Annotated in this window: 16 protein-coding genes and 1 pseudogene; 3 read left to right on the plus strand and 14 right to left on the minus strand. The window is 52.7% G+C overall.

Going from position 1 to position 18,596, the window contains the following annotated elements; translation table 11 throughout:
- Positions 1 to 124 precede the first annotated feature (124 nt).
- Positions 125 to 883 carry an Lcl C-terminal domain-containing protein gene (locus EBA_RS11860; protein ID WP_192374910.1) on the minus strand — a complete coding sequence of 253 codons (759 nt, stop codon included), beginning with the start codon at positions 881 to 883 and terminating at the stop codon, positions 125 to 127.
- 305 nt (positions 884 to 1,188) lie between these two features.
- Here EBA_RS11860 and EBA_RS11865 point away from each other — a divergent pair, with 305 nt between their 5' ends.
- A complete protein-coding gene (locus tag EBA_RS11865; protein WP_192374911.1) occupies positions 1,189 to 1,833 on the plus strand; it encodes a response regulator transcription factor in 645 nt (214 codons plus the stop codon).
- Positions 1,799 to 3,067, plus strand: coding sequence for a sensor histidine kinase (locus EBA_RS11870; RefSeq protein ID WP_192374912.1), 1,269 nt, complete (start codon positions 1,799 to 1,801; stop codon positions 3,065 to 3,067). Before EBA_RS11865 ends, EBA_RS11870 begins: the two co-directional genes overlap by 35 nt.
- Before the next feature lies 1 nt (position 3,068).
- On the opposite strand, the gene EBA_RS11875 is transcribed toward EBA_RS11870, so the two are convergent.
- From EBA_RS11875 to EBA_RS11920, 10 genes and pseudogenes are all read right to left on the minus strand, one after another.
- Positions 3,069 to 3,467 carry a cupin domain-containing protein gene (locus EBA_RS11875; protein WP_192374913.1) on the minus strand — a complete coding sequence of 133 codons (399 nt, stop codon included), beginning with the start codon at positions 3,465 to 3,467 and terminating at the stop codon, positions 3,069 to 3,071.
- A 70-nt stretch (positions 3,468 to 3,537) separates the two neighbouring features.
- Positions 3,538 to 4,194, minus strand: a complete 657-nt coding sequence (locus EBA_RS11880) for a thiopurine S-methyltransferase (RefSeq protein ID WP_225616187.1) — start codon at positions 4,192 to 4,194, stop codon at positions 3,538 to 3,540.
- A 259-nt stretch (positions 4,195 to 4,453) separates the two neighbouring features.
- Positions 4,454 to 6,097 carry a PepSY domain-containing protein gene (locus EBA_RS11885; protein WP_192374915.1) on the minus strand — a complete coding sequence of 548 codons (1,644 nt, stop codon included), beginning with the start codon at positions 6,095 to 6,097 and terminating at the stop codon, positions 4,454 to 4,456.
- 90 nt (positions 6,098 to 6,187) lie between these two features.
- Positions 6,188 to 6,697, minus strand: a pseudogene (locus EBA_RS11890) (peroxiredoxin); the annotation flags it as partial.
- A gap of 133 nt (positions 6,698 to 6,830) precedes the next feature.
- On the minus strand, positions 6,831 to 7,553 hold the full coding sequence (locus EBA_RS11895) for a c-type cytochrome (RefSeq protein WP_192374916.1): 723 nt from the start codon (positions 7,551 to 7,553) through the stop codon (positions 6,831 to 6,833).
- Between the two features lie 2 nt (positions 7,554 to 7,555).
- Positions 7,556 to 8,149, minus strand: a complete 594-nt coding sequence (locus tag EBA_RS11900) for a peroxiredoxin (RefSeq protein WP_225616191.1) — start codon at positions 8,147 to 8,149, stop codon at positions 7,556 to 7,558.
- Positions 8,150 to 8,156: 7 nt separating this feature from the next.
- Positions 8,157 to 8,510 carry a hypothetical protein gene (locus tag EBA_RS11905; protein ID WP_225616194.1) on the minus strand — a complete coding sequence of 118 codons (354 nt, stop codon included), beginning with the start codon at positions 8,508 to 8,510 and terminating at the stop codon, positions 8,157 to 8,159.
- A 375-nt stretch (positions 8,511 to 8,885) separates the two neighbouring features.
- The gene (locus EBA_RS11910; RefSeq protein ID WP_192374918.1) at positions 8,886 to 10,349 is read right to left on the minus strand and encodes a DUF1501 domain-containing protein; all 1,464 of its coding nucleotides are present in this window, start codon (positions 10,347 to 10,349) and stop codon (positions 8,886 to 8,888) included.
- A 104-nt stretch (positions 10,350 to 10,453) separates the two neighbouring features.
- Complete coding sequence (locus EBA_RS11915; RefSeq protein ID WP_192374919.1) at positions 10,454 to 12,790, minus strand: DUF1549 and DUF1553 domain-containing protein; 2,337 nt, start codon at positions 12,788 to 12,790, stop codon at positions 10,454 to 10,456.
- A 65-nt stretch (positions 12,791 to 12,855) separates the two neighbouring features.
- Positions 12,856 to 13,368 carry a rhodanese-like domain-containing protein gene (locus EBA_RS11920; protein ID WP_192374920.1) on the minus strand — a complete coding sequence of 171 codons (513 nt, stop codon included), beginning with the start codon at positions 13,366 to 13,368 and terminating at the stop codon, positions 12,856 to 12,858.
- 84 nt (positions 13,369 to 13,452) lie between these two features.
- Between EBA_RS11920 and EBA_RS11925 the strand changes: the two genes are divergently transcribed.
- On the plus strand, positions 13,453 to 13,656 hold the full coding sequence (locus EBA_RS11925) for a hypothetical protein (protein ID WP_192374921.1): 204 nt from the start codon (positions 13,453 to 13,455) through the stop codon (positions 13,654 to 13,656).
- 324 nt (positions 13,657 to 13,980) lie between these two features.
- On the opposite strand, the gene EBA_RS11930 is transcribed toward EBA_RS11925, so the two are convergent.
- From EBA_RS11930 to EBA_RS11940, 3 genes are all read right to left on the minus strand, one after another.
- Positions 13,981 to 14,940: an SMP-30/gluconolactonase/LRE family protein gene (locus EBA_RS11930; RefSeq protein WP_192374922.1), complete on the minus strand. Its 960-nt coding sequence runs from the start codon at positions 14,938 to 14,940 to the stop codon at positions 13,981 to 13,983.
- Positions 14,941 to 15,014: 74 nt separating this feature from the next.
- Positions 15,015 to 17,777, minus strand: a complete 2,763-nt coding sequence (locus tag EBA_RS11935) for a TonB-dependent receptor (RefSeq protein ID WP_229427840.1) — start codon at positions 17,775 to 17,777, stop codon at positions 15,015 to 15,017.
- 329 nt (positions 17,778 to 18,106) lie between these two features.
- Positions 18,107 to 18,574, minus strand: coding sequence for a TonB-dependent receptor (locus EBA_RS11940; RefSeq protein ID WP_225616197.1), 468 nt, complete (start codon positions 18,572 to 18,574; stop codon positions 18,107 to 18,109).
- Positions 18,575 to 18,596 lie beyond the last annotated feature (22 nt).

Below are 18,596 nucleotides of genomic sequence, written 5' to 3' on the forward strand. Positions count from 1 at the left end.
CTACGGCTATCGGGGACTAAAAATCGTCACTTCGCTATCGCTCCGTTTCCAAGATTTTCAGCGGTGGTTATCAGTCTGGGAAATAAGGTCAAACGGATAACCTTCAGCGCTGAAAAGGACAGCTTCAATTTATCTGATGCCGATGCTTCAATCTCAACAGCCCCAGCATGCCGGAACCAAACAGCCAGATTGCACTGGGTACCGGAACCTGAGAAACAGACACATTGCCTGGAGCAACTGCCCATACGAAAAACGAACTTGTCTTACTGCTAAATGTTTGGCCGCCATCGCTCATGCGAAAGTACCATGCAGCGGAGGAAGGTGGATGGTTTTCGGTGCCCGTCCAATAGGTGCCGCTTTGAATGTTGTTAAATGGGCCGGATGTGGCTAAGGGCGTTCCTCCAATACCACCTAATTCGTTGTAGAACAACTCACCTAATCCTAATTCGCTGCCGCTATTAAAGCCGCTTATCGCAGTACTAGCAGGCAATTGCCATTTATCAGTGCCGCCGTAAGTCGTAAAGTTCAAATAATGTACAAACGCTTGAGCACCCCACCAAGTCGCTGTGCCATCTGCATGAAAATCCGCAGCTGATAAGGTGTAAACTCCGGTGTTTGGTGAATTTACTAAGTAGTAAGGATCAACAACACCGTGCGGGTTCGCAGCTAGTATTTCATTCACTACGGTACTATTTATACCGCCTTTTGTAACGAGTAGATTTGCATCCTGTGTCCAGGTTATGTCCAGGCCGGAATCATAAATTAAGCCATTGCCGTTATCGGTCAATGCTGCAGTAGCCTGGTTGAAAAATGCCAATGTTAGGCTTAATGTCAGTCCAGCCAGCGCTCGGTTAGGCTTAAGTTTCGTGAAGGTGCTTTGCATATTGCCCCTTGGGCGTTTGTTAGAAAAAAATCTCAGTTGATGACAATCGACGCGCTCCGGGTAATGGACGAGAAACTTCACCATAGCAGGCTAAAATCGACCGATATTCGGCGCCCCGACAAGAGATCTCAGCTTGCTCTGCAGTGGTTTTAAAACGTAAAACCCTGACGTTGTGAACACGGCCACATTCTTCTGCTTCCAGGCCTGTTTGTCTAGCTAGCCTTGTCCCGTGAAGACGGGACAAATTCTAACGTTTTACCTCGCTAACGATCACCTGGGCCACCGTTGAGTGATAGACTCCGGCCATGAACTATTCCGTACTTATTGTCGAAGATGACCCACAGTTCCGCACCGCTTTTGCCGATGCGGTGGCTAGCGCCGCCGATTTGCGTTTGGCGGGTGTGGCTGACGATTTGCCCGAAGGACGCCGCCTGCTGGAATACACTAAACCGGACGTACTGTTAGTCGATATTGGCTTGCCCAGCGGTAGTGGTATCGAATTGATCCGCTGGGCGCGACACTATTTGCCAAACTGCGATGTGATGGTGATCACTGTGTTTGGCGATGAACGCCATGTGTTGCAATGTATCGAGGCTGGTGCGACGGGTTATTTGCTCAAAGGCGCGAGTAGCTTGGATATTGTCGAACAGATTCGCGCCTTGTATCAGGGCGGCAGCCCGATTAGCCCGACGATAGCCCGCCAGCTGCTAATCAAGCGCTTTCAACTCAATAACGACGGTCCCTTGGAAGAGCAATGCTTGTCGGCTCAGGAACGCACGGTGCTGGAACTGAGCAGCAAGGGTTATAGTTACGAAGAGATCGCCGAATTGATGCAGTTGTCCAGCAATACCGTCGGTACATACGTGAAACGCATTTATCTGAAGTTACAGGTCCACAGCAAGAGCGAAGCTATTTATGAAGCGCGCAAGTTGGGGCTGTTGCGTGATTGAATCGAATGCGGTCGGCTTAGAAGAAAGCCTTAGAGAGCGAACCCGTATCGATGCAGTGGCCTTGTTTTTGGCGCACTGGCGCATGTCTTTGCTGTCGGTATCGCTGGTCACTATGGCCGTATTGTATGTCTGGGGCGATTATTGGCCACGCCATCTTCAATTAATTTGGTGTATGACAGCCCTTAGCAATTATCTAGCGCAATCGTTTGTGTCCTGGAGGATGGAGTCGGAGGAATCCCTGAATAAAGCGATGTATCGCTATATGCCGTGGCTATTATTTTCGATCACTGTTAGCGGCGTAGTCTGGGGTTCGCTGCCCTGGCTGCTGTCACCGCCCATAACAACAGTATTCGCTTACGTCAGCCTATTTAATCTGATGCTGGTATTTTGCGTAGTCAACTCCCCCTGTACCCGAATGATGCTAATTTGCGCGGTGTTGCCGGTCATGTTGCTAAACACGTCGGCACTGGCGTTCCGCAGTGAGTTGATCTATGCTGGCTATTTCTTGATCTTGATGAGTCTGGTTTTATTGTATGGTTTGCGGGTACAAGCGGCTATCCACACCACCATGACAGAGCGCCACCTGGCTAGGGATCTAAACCAAGAATTGACGCGACAGCAGAAGCAGCTAGTGGCCGTCGAGCGTGAAAATGCCTTATTGTTGGAGCGGCAGCGTTTAATGTACGACATGCACGACGGCCTGGGCTCGACTTTACTGGCGACCCTCTGCGCCATTGAACGAGATGATTTGCCGCAATCAGCCGTCATCAACGCTTTGCGCGGCTGTGTGGATGACCTGCGCTTGGTGATCGATTCATTGGAGCCGATGGAACATGATCTGGTTACTTTGTTAGCCACAATCCGTTATCGCATGGGGCCGCGCCTGGCAGATGCCGGCCTAACTCTGGATTGGGACATTCATGATTTACCGGAGCTGCCCTGGCTGGAACCGCCCGATGCCCTGCATGTACTGCGGTTGGTGCAAGAAGCATTAGCCAATGTACTCAAGCACGCTCATGCCGACCGGGTGAGACTGGCCACGCGACATTGGCAAGATCATGTTGAAATTCGTATCGAAGACAACGGTTGCGGATTCGACCTGGATACCGTCACATTGGGTCGCGGTCTGCGCAACCAAGACCGGCGCGCAAAACATTTGGGCGGTGAATTAAAAATCGAAACTGCGCAGGGAGGCGGTACCTGTCTAAAGTTGTTCCTCCCTGTTTTGAGATAGCTTATTCCGTGGCCGGCTTAGCTGTGGCTAGCTCGAATATAATTATTTCCGCTTCGCCTTTTCCAACATTCTCAACCGTCATTTCAGCGCCGGTTTCCCAAAACACTTCACCTTGGCTATAGACATTGATTTGCCCATCGTCTTCGACTTTGAGTTTGCCCTTCACCACATAACGCGGCCCCGGCCCTTCGTGAGTATGTGACGGCGTTTTAAAGCCTTTCGGAAACCGCACGCGGATCACGTGAGCGTCTACTTCCTTGGCTGCTAGCGATATAGGTTTTTTTAATAGCAATTCGCGCGAGAATTTCGCCACCGAGTCTTCGCCTTTTACAATCGGCGATGCGCACAGCAAGAACCCCAATGTGGAAGCCAAATAAAGAATGCGGCCAAAGTGTGTCATGTTTATATCTCCCAATGTTTACGGGTAGTTTACCGTCAAAAGACCTGATCCAAGCGGATTTTACCGCCCGTTAACGCACGACCAATCGATAGGTTTGCTCCGCCATTTTACTCAAGCCGCGCTCTTTAAAATGTAGCTCGGTCACTAAGGCATCGTCACTGGTCAGCAATTCGACTTCACACCAGTGGTTATATAAATTCTCAACTTCATCGGTCTGCACGCTAAATGGCGGTCCGGGCATTTCATGTTGGGGATAATCAAATGCTATCAATAACATTTGTACGTTAGGCGGCAACAGCGAGGACAGCTTCATCACATAATCGATGCGCATATCCGGCGGCAAAGCCACCAGCGCGGCCCTATCGTAAACCGCATCAAGCTCACCGACATCCGCGGCTTGCAACGCAAAAAAATCGCCGCAAAAAATCTGCAAGCCATCCACCTCGCTGACCCAAAATTCGCCTTGGCGACGCACGGTGGGTTTCAAGTCGTTATCGGCGAAAAACGATTCGACGGCCAGCGGGCTTAATTCAACGCCCACCACCTGGTAGCCCATAGCCAATAGCCAAAGTAAATCCTTACTCTTTCCGCACAGAGGCACCAACACTCGGGCATTTTGCCGGATAGCCAAGCGCGGCCAGTGCAGTTGGAGAATCGGATTGAACGCTTGTTGGTGAAAACCGATTTGGTTCTGCTGCCAGCGCTGATGCCAGAAATCATGATCCATAGCCTGCTCCTTATCTTGAATTTCAACAATGGGACATTCTATGTGACTTGTCCATTTGCTGCTCGGCATTGTGCCTATTCAGTATGTGTTGAGGCATGTGCGGCCGATCCGGACCAAGCCATAAGCGGTTATCAAGAGGGGGATAGGCCGCGATAAAGCGGCCGAGGATGTGTTGAAAGTTAGTTACCGGGGTCTAATCCTGGCGCACCGGTAACGCCAATTGTCCTTGGCGTTACCGAGTATTTAGCCAGGCAACATCTTAATTACGGGTTTCCGTAGCCAGTTCCAGCACCGACTGCGGTCCGGCCACCTTGCGCTTTTTCGGTTTAAAGGTTTTGACCAGCCTTTTCCAACCGACCACCAGCGAACTGGCGCCCAGTACCAAACCGAAACCCACCCAGGTCAACATCCAGGCATCCCAGATCGGCCGGTGATACAGCCAACCGAAATCCCAATGATGCAATCCCGAATACAGCCAGCGATAAACTCTGCGGCTGCGATCCAATTTGGCGAGTAAGCGACCGTCTTGCGGGTCCAGATAAAACCGGGTGCCGGCTGCGTCAGCCAGCTCTACCACGACCACCGGCAAGGGCTTTTCCACCAAGCTTTGATGATGGCGGGGATAATAATAGCTGTCGTAGTCGTCCAGCAATTCCTGGCTGGCGATGGGCGTATCTTGCGACACACGTAAAATCGCCTCGGTTACCGAAACCTTATTGAATTGCTGAACCGCCCCATCCACCGCTTGCGGCAATCTCTGACCATCGCGGCCGTAGGCCAATAACACCGCATCGCCGCCCAAGCGCCGCCAAGCCAATTCAACAATGTCCTTACCCTGAGCCGTATTAAGCTGGCCGGGCTGCCAATTACGCATCGCGTCGGGTAACACCTTGCCCAAATATCTGTTCAGCTCTTGCCGAGTCGGATTGGCTTCGGAAAATAATTTGCCGGGATTAGTGTCGATAAATCCGCTCAGCGCCCAGGACAGCGCCACGGTCCCGCCGATCAAACCGCTCCAGAAATGCCATTTAAACCAAAACTCCCGGTACGGTTGCGTGCGGCCTTGCGAGTACGTGGGCTTGCCGTTAAAACCCGGCCGCCAGCGCAGCCACCCGATAATCAAACCGGTGATGCACGCGATGGTCGCGCCCAATCCGGACCACAGTTGCACGTCGTGGCGATATTGCCCCAAGCCAATGGCCTCCAGTGGTTTGAATAAATGCAGCCAATTGCCGGCGTAGTAAAACGCCCTATCGACACGGGTCGAGGCATGCAGGACTTCGCCGGTACGCGCCGAAATCAACAATTCGTCGCCGTCGTCGCTAGCCACCCGATGAAACGGTCGCAAAGCCTCCTGATTGCGCAGAATAATGGGCGATTCGACCGTTTCCACTACTTGCAAATTCTGATTAATACCCTCGCGTTTGAACCAGTCGTCGGCGATGCGTAGCGCCTGCTCCACCAAAGTTTCGCGCAAGCTGCCGTCCAGTGCGGAAAGCGCAAAACGCGCGCCTTTGGTATCTTCCACCAGCCAAAACGGCTCATCGTGATGCCTTACCAAGTGGGCATCGGCTATACCAACAGCCGCTTCGGCGCCATTACCAGCCTCCTCGGCTTTTGCCTGACCGCCATGTTCACCCATGTTGGCAGGCTTGGATTGATGTTGCGCGGCAAACAGCTTGCGCTGCTCGGCACTGCGCTCCCAGACTTCGCCCAAGCTCAACCAGCCTGCTTCCGGTGCTAGGCTTTCCGCGTGCGCCAATTGCTGACTGCGGCTTTGCGTGGTCGGCGTCGAATAGATAATCGCGATGCCGGTGAAAAACCAGAAAAACATGAACAAAGCCAACACCACCCCCAGCCAGCGGTGGGTTTCATATAACAACCAATTCAAAGACTTCTTCATTGCCGCCCTCTTAAACGCCTTTTTGTTGATGACACTATCCGTTGAAAATAACTTTGCACTTCGCCCCCTACTGCACACTTCCTTAAACCCTTATTGACCCGCCTGCGCGGACTTACCCAAACCTTGCACAATCTCCAAGGCCTTTTCGACATTTTCGGCGGGTTGCAAGTCGCCGACGCTGGCGACGATCTTGCCGTCCGCAGCGACCACAAACGTGGTCCGAGCGATGGCACCGTGATTGACTTGCAAGCCGCGGCTGTCCAAGCGCCGGGTTTTCGATTCATCCACACTCAAGCCGTAAGCATTGGCAATCTTGCCGTCCACATCCGAGGCGACTGGAAATTTGCTGGCGCAGTAGTCAGGGTCGGCCGAAAACTCGTTCAACCGCTCGATACTGTCCAAAGACACGCCAACGATGGTCGCACCAGCGGCGGCGAATTTGGCGTGATTGATCGCAAAGGTTCTTGCCTGAATATTGCAGCCGCGCCCGTAAGCAGTCGGATAGAAATACACCACCACCGGACCCTTGCCGCGCGCTTCCTTCAAGGAATAGGCAAACGGCTTGCCGGCAAACGAGGCGTGGGTTTCGAAATCCGGCGCGTTATCGCCCTCTTACAAGCCGGCCAGCGCCGAGAACGCCACTAACAGCGATAGTGCGCTACCCAGAAAAAATCGTTTCATATCAACTCCGTAAAAAGGATGGGAATAAGCTTCCGGCGGCACACTCATCTGTTTACAATCCCGATAGGTATTCGACTAAGGCATTCAATTCGTCGTCGTTTAAAGACTTGGCGACCTTGTTCATCACCGCTTCCGGGCTGTTTTTGCGTTCGCCCAGCTTCCAATTGGTCAACTGGCTGCGTAGATAAACCCGGCGTTGTCCGCCTATCACCGGGTAAATGACGTTATCCACCACTTTGCCTTTACCGTTTTCGCCGTGGCAACTAGCGCAAGCGGGTAAATCCCGCGCTGCATCGCCGTTTACAAATAAATTTTTAGCCAGTGGATTGTCAGCAATCCGCTCGCCGCGCATGATTTGTTGGCTGGCAAAATAAGCGGCGATGTCGGCCATATCTTCTGGCGTCAGATCGGCAGCCATCACATTCATAATCTCGTGGCTGCGGGCGCCGGATTTAAAATCGCTGAGCTGCTTAACCAAATAACCGGCGTATTGGCCGGCGTGGCTGGGGATTCTGACATCGCCGCTGTTGCCGTCCTCGCCATGACATTCCTGGCAACGTTCGTCAGCCGCCTTATGTTTTCCGGCGACCGGGTTGCCGCTGCCGATACGCTGTAAGGCAAGCTCAGCGCTCTGCTCGGCCAATACGGTTTTCGCCGAGGCCAGCAAGGCAAAGGTACTGACGGCCAGCCACGGACTGCGGCGGCGCCAATGAACCCTTGCTCTGCCGGGTTTGGTGTCGGACCTTACAGCACTTAGCCAACGGCAAAACTCCATGCCTAGTTCGCCTTCGGTCGATCAGCGGCAAGCTTTTCGACGATTTCCAACGCTTTGGCGACATTTTCTTCCGGCTTCAAACCGCCCAAGGTCGCAGCAATTTTGCCGTTCGGCGTGATCACAAAAGTGGTGCGCTCGGCAAAGCCGTGGTTGATTTCCACGCCCCGGCTGTCGGTTTTACCCGGCGCAGCGGCTTTCACAGCAATATCGTAATTGCCGGAAATTTTGCCGTCGGCATCGGATGCCACCGGAAACTTGCTGGCGCAATAATTGGGGTCGGCGGAAAAGTCGTTCAGGCGTTCGATGCTATCCAGCGAGACACCGACGATGCTGGCGCCGGCAGCGGCAAATTTTTCGTGATTGACCGCAAAACTATGCGCCTGCAGATTACAGCCGCCGGTATAAGCAGACGGATAGAAATACACCACCACCGGGCCTTTTTTCAAAGCGTCTTCCAGCGTGTAATTAAACGCCTTGCCGGCCAGGGAGGCTTGCGCTTGAAAATCCGGGGCCGGGTGGCCTTCCGGGAGCGCGGCCATCACCGGCAAAGCAAAGACGGCAGGCAGCAGGCTTTTCAAAAATAAGTTTTTCATCATTCTTCAATTAGAGGGGTTTGTATTTGTCGTGGCAGGCGCCGCGGCATTGTTTGGAAAAGTCATTGGCGGCAACGGCAGCCGTATCGAAATCACCGGCAGCCAGCGCATTCTGAATATTCGCCGCCTTGTCCTGATATTCCTTGGCGTTATGCGTGGCATCGTCGGCGTTGCCACGCTTGGCAAAAAATCCTTCAACCAGCTTGAATTCATCCTGTAATTGCTTGGCTTGGGTTACCGCGGTGTTGGCGTCCTTGGCGGCAATATTGTTTTGCACTTCCTGAATTTTGGTTTCCACATCATTCATTAACTCTTCGAAATCAAATTCGCTTTCGGCAATCACCGCGCTGCTGCTGAGAACCAACCCAATTCCGAAAAGGTAAATCGTCTTTCGCATATCGTTAACCCTGTCGCGGCATTACCCGCATGTTCTCGGAACATCTCTAAAATTCCCTCTTCGCCAAACAGGACTCAAACGACCCACTGTCACCCAAGGCCCCCACAAAGGCCTGGCTTCGCGTATTACTGGGAGATATCCGGTTTGCCATCCATTGGCCCCAGCCTCCTTGCCGGGATAAACGCTCACCTGCCAGCGTCGTCCTAACGCCCTGTTTGATAAAGAAGGAATTTCAGAGATGTCCACATTGATTCAAATTCGCCTTGCCCCGGCAAATAGCCGGTTCGGCGAATCGCTTACCCGAAAGCGCCGAGCCTTCGGGTAAGCTGTTAAAGCCCGACCTTAAGCAATCAATTCCTTGATCACTTTGCCGTACACCACGGTTGGACGTTCCGAACGGCCTTGATACTTGTAAATCAGTTTCAAGTGATCCAGACCCAACTGGTTCAACACCGTGGCATGCAAGTCGTAGGTGTCCACCTCGGTACCTTTGATGGCTTGCACGCCCAGCTCGTCGGTGCCGCCATACGTGTAGCCGGCTTTGACGCCGCCGCCCGCCATCCATTGGGTGTAGCCCCAAGGGTTGTGGTCGCGGCCATCGCCGGATTCGCTCCATGGGGTACGGCCGAACTCGGAAGTCCACACCACCAGGGTGTCATCCAGCAATCCTTTGGCTTTCAAATCTTTCAACAAACCGGCGATTGGTTTGTCGATAATTCTTGAATGCTTGCTGTGGTTGTCTTCGATGTTTTGGTGCGCGTCCCAATCGCGGCTGTCGCCTTTGATGTCGGTCGGGCCGGATACGACTTGCACGAAACGCACACCGCGTTCGGTCAAGCGTCTGGCACGCAACAACAACTCACCGTACGGGCGGGTGATTTCGTCGTTCAAGCCATACAGCGCTTTGGTGGCATCAGACTCCTTACTGAAGTCAACCGCTTCCGGCGCAGTTTCCTGCATGCGGTAGGCCAGCTCGTAGGATTCGGTGCGGGCTTGCAGTTCGCTATCGGTTGGATAGTTGGCCGCATGCTGTTGATTAATCTGTTTCAACAAGTCCAGGGCATGGCGTTTTTCCGCGTTAGCCAGATATTCCGGGTTGTTCAAATGCAGAATCGGCGAATTGCCGGGACGGAACGGCGTACCTTGGTAAACCGCGGGTAAAAAGCCGGATTCCCAGTTGGTCACACCGCCGCGTGGTTCGCGTTTGTCGTTGTACAACACCACGTAGGCCGGCAGATTTGGGTTCGCCGAGCCCAGGGCATATTGCACCCATGCACCCAGCGTTGGCCGGCCGGGGTTTAAACCGCCGGTGTTCAGCTTCATGATGGAAATATCGTGGGTCGCACCGACTGTGACGCTGGATTTAATAAATGCCAGGTCGTCAGCATGTTCCGCCAGATTGGGCAGCCAATCGGAAAACCAGGCGCCGCTTTGCCCGTGCTGTTTCCAGTCACGTTTGGTGGCGATCAATTTGGTGATACCGCCTTGGGTACTGGTTTTGATACCTTGCAAAAACGACGCGGGAATACCGGTACCGGCTTGTTTGACCAATTGGGGTTTGTAGTCGTACAAATCCAGCGTGCTGGGGGCACCGGACATATGCAGCCAGATGACGGTTTTGGCTTTAGCCGCAAAATGCGGCGCTTTGGGTGCTAAAGGGTTGGCACCGGCCAGCGCTTGCAAAGCCGGATCATCAGCCAATGCCGTAGCGATTACGCCGCCACCAGGCAGAAAACCACTAACAGCCAAGCCGCCCAAGCCATAGCCGGTTTTTATTAAAAAATCGCGACGTGATTTGTTGTTCATTATCTAAACCTCTTGAATAGTATTTTGTGTCGGCAACTGCTTCGGGTTGGGTAAGGCGCCTACCGATTTGGCAGACGCCCACTTAAACCGAGTCGTATGAATCGTTAAAACCGGTAGATGAACTCATTGGAGTTGGCGACGACGTGGACCAAATCCACGAATGCGGCGGCTCTAACAGGGTCACCCAGCGGCTTGTCCTTAACGCCGGCCGGCACATTCACTTCAAACTTACCATCCGCTGCCTTGGCGCGAATGATGGCTTCTTGTTCATTCAAGAAGGCCTGCAGCGATTCTTTCTCGTTATCGTTCGGTTGCCGCGCAAACAAGATTTGATACAGTCTGCCGATCCGATCTTCTTCATCTTCACCCGCCTCGTTGATTACCCGACCCGCCAGGGATTTAGACCAGTCGAAAATCAGCTCGCTGTTGTACAGGGTCAGGGCTTGCAACGGCGTGGTGGTTACCTCGCGTTTGCTGTGCGCTTCCTGCGGCGATGCCATATTGAAAGAATCCAGGATTGGGTACGGGATACTGCGCCGGGTAAAAATGTATAAACTGCGGCGATTCTGATCGTGAACATCCTTGGAGGTTTTCCAGGCAGGATCGCCTTGGAAGTTACCGCTGGCGGTGTTAATCGCTTTTGGCAACGGTGGGTAAACACTAGGCCCACCCACTTTCTCTTCCAGTTTTCCCGCCGCGGCTAACAAGGAATCCCTGACCTGCTCGGCTTCCAGACGTTGGCGTGGAAACACTGCCAGTAACTGATTTTCGCCGTCGGCTTGCGCCACATCTTCCCGATAATCGGACGATTGGCTATAAACGCTGGACAGCAGGATTTCACGGTGCAGTTGCTTCACGCTCCAGCCGTCGTTGACGAATTTGGAGGCCAGGTAATCCAGTAACTCGGGATGCGTCGGCTTTTGGCCGGCTTTTCCGAAATCGCTGACCGTGGTGACGATGCCTTTACCGAAATACTGGTCCCAAATCCGGTTGGTATATACCCGAGCGGTCAAGGGATTGGTCGGGCTGGTAATCCATTTCGCCAACGCTGTCCGGCGACCGGAGGAGAATGGCAGCGGTTTGATATCCGGTTTTTCGTCGGTAATCGCTTCCGGGAACGCCGGCTGCACTTCTTCCAGCGGTTTTTCGTGATCGCCTACCGCAAATACATAGCTAGGCGGCGCATCCGGATGACCCAGTTCGGTCATCGCCGAAATGGTGTTGGAGGACGTGGTGGGTTTCAGATCGTTGAATTTTTTAAGTTCTTTATCCAGTTTTTCCAACTCGGCCCATTGCTCGGCAATCTTTGGATCGCGGGTTTTGGCATCGGTACTTTCGCCTTTTTCGCGGAAATACGATTCCATGCTACCTTCGTCGGTCACATTAGCCAAACGATGGTTGACCCAACGGTCACGGGCGTTCCACTGCTCTTTAGGTTTGAAGATCGCTTCCCGCGAGTCGGTCAAATAACGTTCCTTGTGATATTTAAGCGCCTCTTCCCTGTGCGTATCGATAATGGCTTTTTTCTTGGCGCGAATATCTTTAGTCGCCTCTTCCCATTTGGCGTACTGTTGTTCGTAGGCTTTTTCCACTTCGCCTTTCTTCGCGGGGATGTTGTCTACCGGTGCGACATTGGCAAAGAACGACTGCAGCGAGAAATAATCCTTCTGGCTGATCTTGTCGAATTTGTGGTTATGGCAACGCGCACATTCCACGGTTTGGCCCAACACTACCTTGCCCACGGTATCGGTAATATCCGTGGTAATTTGGTATTTGCGCTGTACCAAGTCGCGGGAGTTGCTGTTATCCGGGAATTGTGCCATGAAGCCGGTAGCAACCAAAGCTTGTTCGTCGCCCGGCCACAATTCGTCGCCGGCTAATTGTTCTTGAATGAATTTGCTGTACGACTTGTCCTGATTAAATGAATTGATCACGTAATCGCGGTAACGCCACATGTTCAAGCGATCATTATCGTTTTGAAAACCGGTACTGTCGGCATAACGTGCCAAATCCAGCCATTTGCGCCCTTGGCGCTCGCCGTATTTCGGCGAAGCCAGCAAGCGGTCCGCCAGTTTTTCGTAGGCATCGGCCGATTTATCGTTAACAAATGCATCAACTTCTTCCGGAGTGGGAATGACGCCCCACACATCCAGCGTGGCCCGGCGGATGAACGACGCGCGGTCGGTATCCTGTGAAGGTTTGATGCCCTTGGCTTCCAGCGGTGCCAACACGAACGCATCAATAGGGGTTCTCACCCAATCTTTCTGCTGCACGTCAGGCACGGCAGGCGCTTTGACCGGTTGATATGACCACAGCTTGGATTTGGTTTGTCCGGCGGGGGCAGCGGCTTCGGTGGCCGGTTTCTCCTCTGCTGCCTGGGCTGCGTCGGAAAGTGCCAGTGCCAATCCCCAGACCACCGCGCAATATAGTTTGATTTTCATTGAATTCCTCCAAAATGACAGCTTGATGGAACGAAGCCGGGGCTTAACCCAACCTCATTCGGAAATTAACCTTTATGCTTATGGCCTTTGCTGTGCTCTTGCTCTTGCTCTTTGGCATGCTCTTCGGGCTTAGGCGCGGGCGGGACAATTTTGGTAATCTTGCCGCCCTCTTCTTCATAGTTTTGCGAACCTATCGCGCCTACTACTTTGAAACCCTTTTCAGCCAGTAAATCCCCGGATTTACCGGCCCGGCCGGCGTGATTCGACACGGTGACAATCGAGCGTTCTTTAGGGATAAACGGCAATGCCTTATCCAGTTCAGCGATTTGTACGTTCAAATAGACGGGAAAGGTACCGATCTTGCTGATCTCATCAGGACGGCGCACATCGATAATCAATACTTGCTCAGGCTTGGCGAGTAAGGCATCGATTTCCGCGCGATTCAGTTTTGGCGTTTTATAGGTATAAGGCCGTGCGGCTGGCGCCTCGGTTTTTTTACCGGCGTCCGCGTCGGCGGCAAAAGCGACTGGAGCCGCCAAGATCAGAGCTAAAAGAGCCGCTGTGGTCGTGTTTTTCATTGCTATGTCTTCCTGTTATTAGTTGCTAACTGCACGGTTTATCGCGCTTGAATAAGGTTCCTCATTGGGTAAAAAGCAACTAGCATGCCACTCGAAAAATATCCGTCATTAAAAACCATCATAATCCTGTTACTCATTGATTTAAAAAGTGATATTTATTTAGCAGCACTCTCGATAACACTTGATAAATCCCTCAATATGCAAGTGCGGCCCAAGCAACTGGTGGAAATTCAGCAGGGTCGCAACATGCCCTGTTGCTGGGCTAGCACCACCCCAACCGTTGATTAGTCCGGCCGGATTTATTTCTGCTGCGTTGGTCGAAGCCTGAGCTGATTGGCCCTTCGTCGATACCTTCAAGTGCATAAAGGTGAGTAGTATTTGAGGTTAATAAAGTTGCTTGGATCTATAGCAAGGAGGCGTGCAGATAGGTCAAGCAGGAACGCTGTAACTTCCGCATCTGCACCACTTGGCGGCCGGCCAAAACGCCGGACAAAAAAACGGGCTAAGGATCAATCCTTGCCCGTTAGAGGTTCTCACCACGAGAGCTTGATGAAATGCTGGGGGCCCTTAAGTCCCGCTTTAAGGGCCGATTGAGATACTTCGTCAAATTCGCTATTTCGGCCGACTTCTAATACCCGCAGTCAGCAACGGAATTTTATAGGCCGCGCCGCGACCGACGACATACAGGGTTTTCTTATCAATACCCGCAAACGCCAGATTCTGCGGCTTTTTGGGTAATGGAATCACTCCCAGGCTCTCACCTTTAGCGCTTATGATTTCTACGCCGGCGTTGGAGGCAACATACAACCTGCCTTCGTCATCCAATGCAATGCCGTCGGCACCGCTGGACCACGTGCCGTCTTCGCCTTTTTTCCAACCGTCCAGTTTGGCGAAATTGCGCCGATTCTGAATCGAGCCATCCGCAGCAATATCGTAAGCCAGGGTGTGTTCGCCTGGGGTATTGGCGACGTACAAGACTTTTTCGTCCCTGCTTAATTGAATACCGTTGGGCCGTGCAATGTCGGTCGCCAATTGTTTCAGCTCGCCGCCGGGTGAAATATAAAACACGCCGGGATGTGATGGCGGCGGATTAGGATTTTCCTTGCTCGGCCGTGTACCGCTATCGGTAAAGTAGATACCGCCGTTGCTGGCGCGCACTAAGTCGTTGGGTCGTTGAAATGCCGTGCCTTGATAATTTTCGGCCAAGGTATTTTTCTTATTGGCCGGGTAAACCACACCGACTTTGGTTTTGACGGTTTGTACCGCGACAATTTCGCCGTCGGGCGTTAACGCCAGGCCGTTGGCGCCATTGGAATTTTCCAAAAACGTCGAGACTTTGTCGTCCGTACCGATACGTATAATTCTGTTGGCTTGGGTTTCGGTGAACAATAAACTGCCGTCGCTATAGCCGATAGGTCCCTCGGTACCGTTAAAGCCGTCTTTGATCAGCTCGGCTACCACACCGCCGGCGGCAACGCCGGGAATAGCCGGGGTAACCGGGTCGTCCGCACTAGCCGCCGCCGCATAAATCAACGCGCTAAATCCCAGTAAATAGAAGTGTTTAAATAACATAAGTATTTCCTTTGCAAATGTTTCGATAAATCAGTTTGCCGGACGGCGGTCTAGCCGTCCGGCGAGTGTAACCATTAGAACTTGGCTCTAAAGTGCACCCCGTAGTAGCGCGCATCGCCGTAAGACGCACTCGCCGCGCTGGTGCTGGAAAAGTTACTGGCATTGGTGAAGTAAATAGTGTCGAAAATATTCCGACCCACCAGATCCAGGTTGTACTTACCATTTTTGGTACCCACGCCAATCCCGCCGTCGGTGACGTGATAGGCATCCTGCTTACCGTAGCGCGACAAACTGGCGTTGTAGTTGGCTGCGGATTTAAAGCTGTCGATCAAATAGGCATGCCATTGCAAGCCGTAGTCATTACCGTAACCAAAGGTCAGTGGTGCACGATAATCGACACCGTAATTGGCGGTAAAGGCCGGCGCATTCGGGATGGTTTTACCGGTTTGATCGCAAAATCCGCTGCTATTCGCTTCCGGCGGGCACGGCGCATTGGCAAAGTCGGTATATATGGCTTTGTTATACGAACCGTTTAAGAACACGTTCAAACCTTGGGTAATATCCCAATTGGTTTCCAACTCGATACCGCGCAGTTGGATACCGCCGATATTGCCGAGCTGCGACAAGAACTGCCCTGAGCGCAACGGATCGGCCTTCACCAACTGCGATTGGAAACTTTGAATATCGGTTTGGTATAAGTTGACGTTGAACACTAGCTTACGATCCAGCCAAGTGCTCTTGACACCAAATTCGTAGTCCATCACATCTTCCGGCTTGACGTTTTCCGTAGCCCCGGTGTTGAAATTGAACTGCGCGGCACCGGATTTTTGACCACCTGCCACCGAGCCGTAGACCATCAGGTCTTTGTTGACTTTGTAGCTAGGGTTGATTAACCAGTTTTGCGAGTTTTGATCAAAACCTTGCCGCGCCGCATCCCATTCCGGGCCCAAACGATTGCTTCGGATAGCCTTCGCCGCAGCAATCTGCGCGGCATTGGCACCTACGGAGGCACCCAAAGCGTCTAAATCCACACCTCCCAAATTCCGGCTATAGCCAGTGTTTTCCCTGCGTTCGAAGGTATCTCTCAAGCCCAAGGTCAAGGTCGCATCATCAGTAGCATGCCAGTTGATCTGACCGTAACCGGCATAGCTGTCAGTGGCCGGCACCACGTTTTGCGTCAGCATGGTGTCGCGCATAGACGCGGCCAATAATTGCCTGGACGCCGGACTGGCATTCAACAGGCTGTACTGGCTATCGCTGGCATAAAAAGCGCCGGCATCGACACCAAAAAGTCGTTGGTTAAAGGTATTGGCGATAGCGCGCATTGCAAACACCCCGAATTGGTAATCGATTGGCCCAGGGTCTTTAGACGCCAGCCTAAGCTCCTGCGACCACTGTTCGTTTTTAACCGTCCAACCGGAGATCCGTTCGATATCGGCCGTTGAACCGTCGCCATCATGGTTAGGTTCGAACAGCGCATCCCGGTAGGAGGAAACCGAGGTAAAGCGATGTCCCAGCACATCCCAGTTGATTTCCGCCGATACCCCGGAACCGTCGCCGCGCGACTGGCGTCTTTCGTTATTGGCCATCGCTCTCGGGTCGCCAATTACCGTGATTGCTTGGCCATTGGTAGTCAAGGTATTAAACCAATCCCGCGCCAGACGCGTACTAAAGGTCGTGTTGCGCGTAGCCCCGGTATCAAACCGAGTTGGGTCGGCAGTAAGCGGTTGCACACTCATGGTCTGAGTGGAGGCAGTTTTATCGACGATTACCTTGGCGCTAAGTACTTCGCTAGGCGTAAACAAAAACTGCAGCCGGCCACCCAATGCATTGGTCTCGCCCAAATCACCCTCGCTACGATGCACATCCAAATTTTTCACAAAGCCATCGCGCTTATCGATAAAACCGGATGCTCGATACGCCAACAAGCCAGGCAAGATGGTACCGGTAGCCCCAAATTTGCCTTGCAGCGCGTCACGATTCCCGGCAAAACCATCCACGTAGTAACTGTTCTTGAATGACGGCGCTTTGGTAGTAATGTTGAGCAAACCCAGGTTACTGTTTTTACCTTGCAGCGTACCTTGAGGGCCGCGCAACACTTCCACTTGATCCAAATCCGCAAAGTTGGCCCACGCCGCACCCGTCCATGCCCGCCAGACGTTATCCACCATCACCCCGACACTTGGCTCCATGGATTCGTTGCCGCTGTTTTTACCCAAACCACGCAAAGCAATACTGGTTTGCCGGGCATTGGCAGAGGTAACCCCGAGGTTGGGCGCACGCCGCGAAAAATCCTGTACCGACACCACGTTGTCGCGTTCCAGCGTTTCCCGGTTAATCACCGCCACCGGAATCGGCACTTCCTGTAATTTCTCTTCCTTACGCCGAGACGTTACGACCACTTCAGACAGGTTTTGCGGCTCATCGGCCTTCTCTTCCGGCTCAGGCTCAGGCTCAGCGGCGGCTACGGCATTGTCCGGCTCCTGACTGGTTTGCGCAGCCGGATCGGTAATACCAGTCGCCGGCGCGACCGCCACGCCTCTTTTAAGTAAATCCTGCTCGCGCCGTTTTGAGGCTTCCAATTCCCGGCTCAAGCGTTCGACCTGCGCTTGTAAATCGTTCACTTTGGTGTCGGCAACCGCTTTATTACCGGTCTTTTTCGCGCTTTTTTTGACCGACGCCGTTTGGGCAGTCGCATCGCTAGCAATCAGCATTGAACCACCCGCTATGGCCATCGCCACGCATACCGACAAACCACGCCGATTGCTGATGTGCAGCGGCACTTTCGCCGATTCAATGTTGTCTGCCGACAGACTCCAAATTAAATTTTCCTTCACGATCTCACCTATGCGAATGTTACAAAAACCAATTCGAGCCAACGCCACGACGACGTCCGCAATTCGAACTTTCTGTAACGCTCAACGCAACGACCATGCCACCGGACGCTAAACTGTCTCCAAAGCATCCATTAAGCCTATTTAAATAATTGATTTCAAATAACAATTTTAAAATTCAATTTATACGGCCGGCTAACACCATTCCAATGCCGCCGAGCGAAAAACTGTTGAAAGGCCATCAGCGCTTGCTGACTCGCTGCCTGCCTATCAACAGTACCACCCTAGGCTTACCAGCCGACTCAAGCGAACTTTCTGCCTGGCCTTTTCCGTTAAATTTTCCCGCTTAGCTGAATACCGAACCAACGTGGATAAGGATCCGGCCCGTAGGAATTCCAGCCAATTTCGTGATTTCTATCGTTGAAGATGTTTTTACCGATCAGGCTCAAGTCCCAGTGTTTGTCGCGGGTACCGATACTGATCGCCGCGTCCGTTCTGGCTCTATCGGCCACCCAGCCATAGGCCGATAGGTTATCGGTGTTATTGAACTCGGTTTGGTAGTTGGTATTGAAGCTGGTGTGCGCGATGTATTTGCTCTCGAAAATCGGCTTGGAATATTCGGCACCGAGTTTAAAGTTCCATTTGGACGCGCCAGGCAAATACTGGCCGGTCATATCGACATAATCGCCGGTCGGATAACCCAGCTCACCGGCACCGGCACCGGCACGGATTATGATCCGGCGCATTTGCAGGCGGTGCCGGCTGGCAGCTTCGTCACCCACTATGGCAACGAAATCCATTATGACGGTGCCAAGGACGAAG

It is taken from the genome of Methylomonas albis (assembly GCF_014850955.1).
Classification (GTDB): domain Bacteria; phylum Pseudomonadota; class Gammaproteobacteria; order Methylococcales; family Methylomonadaceae; genus Methylomonas; species Methylomonas albis.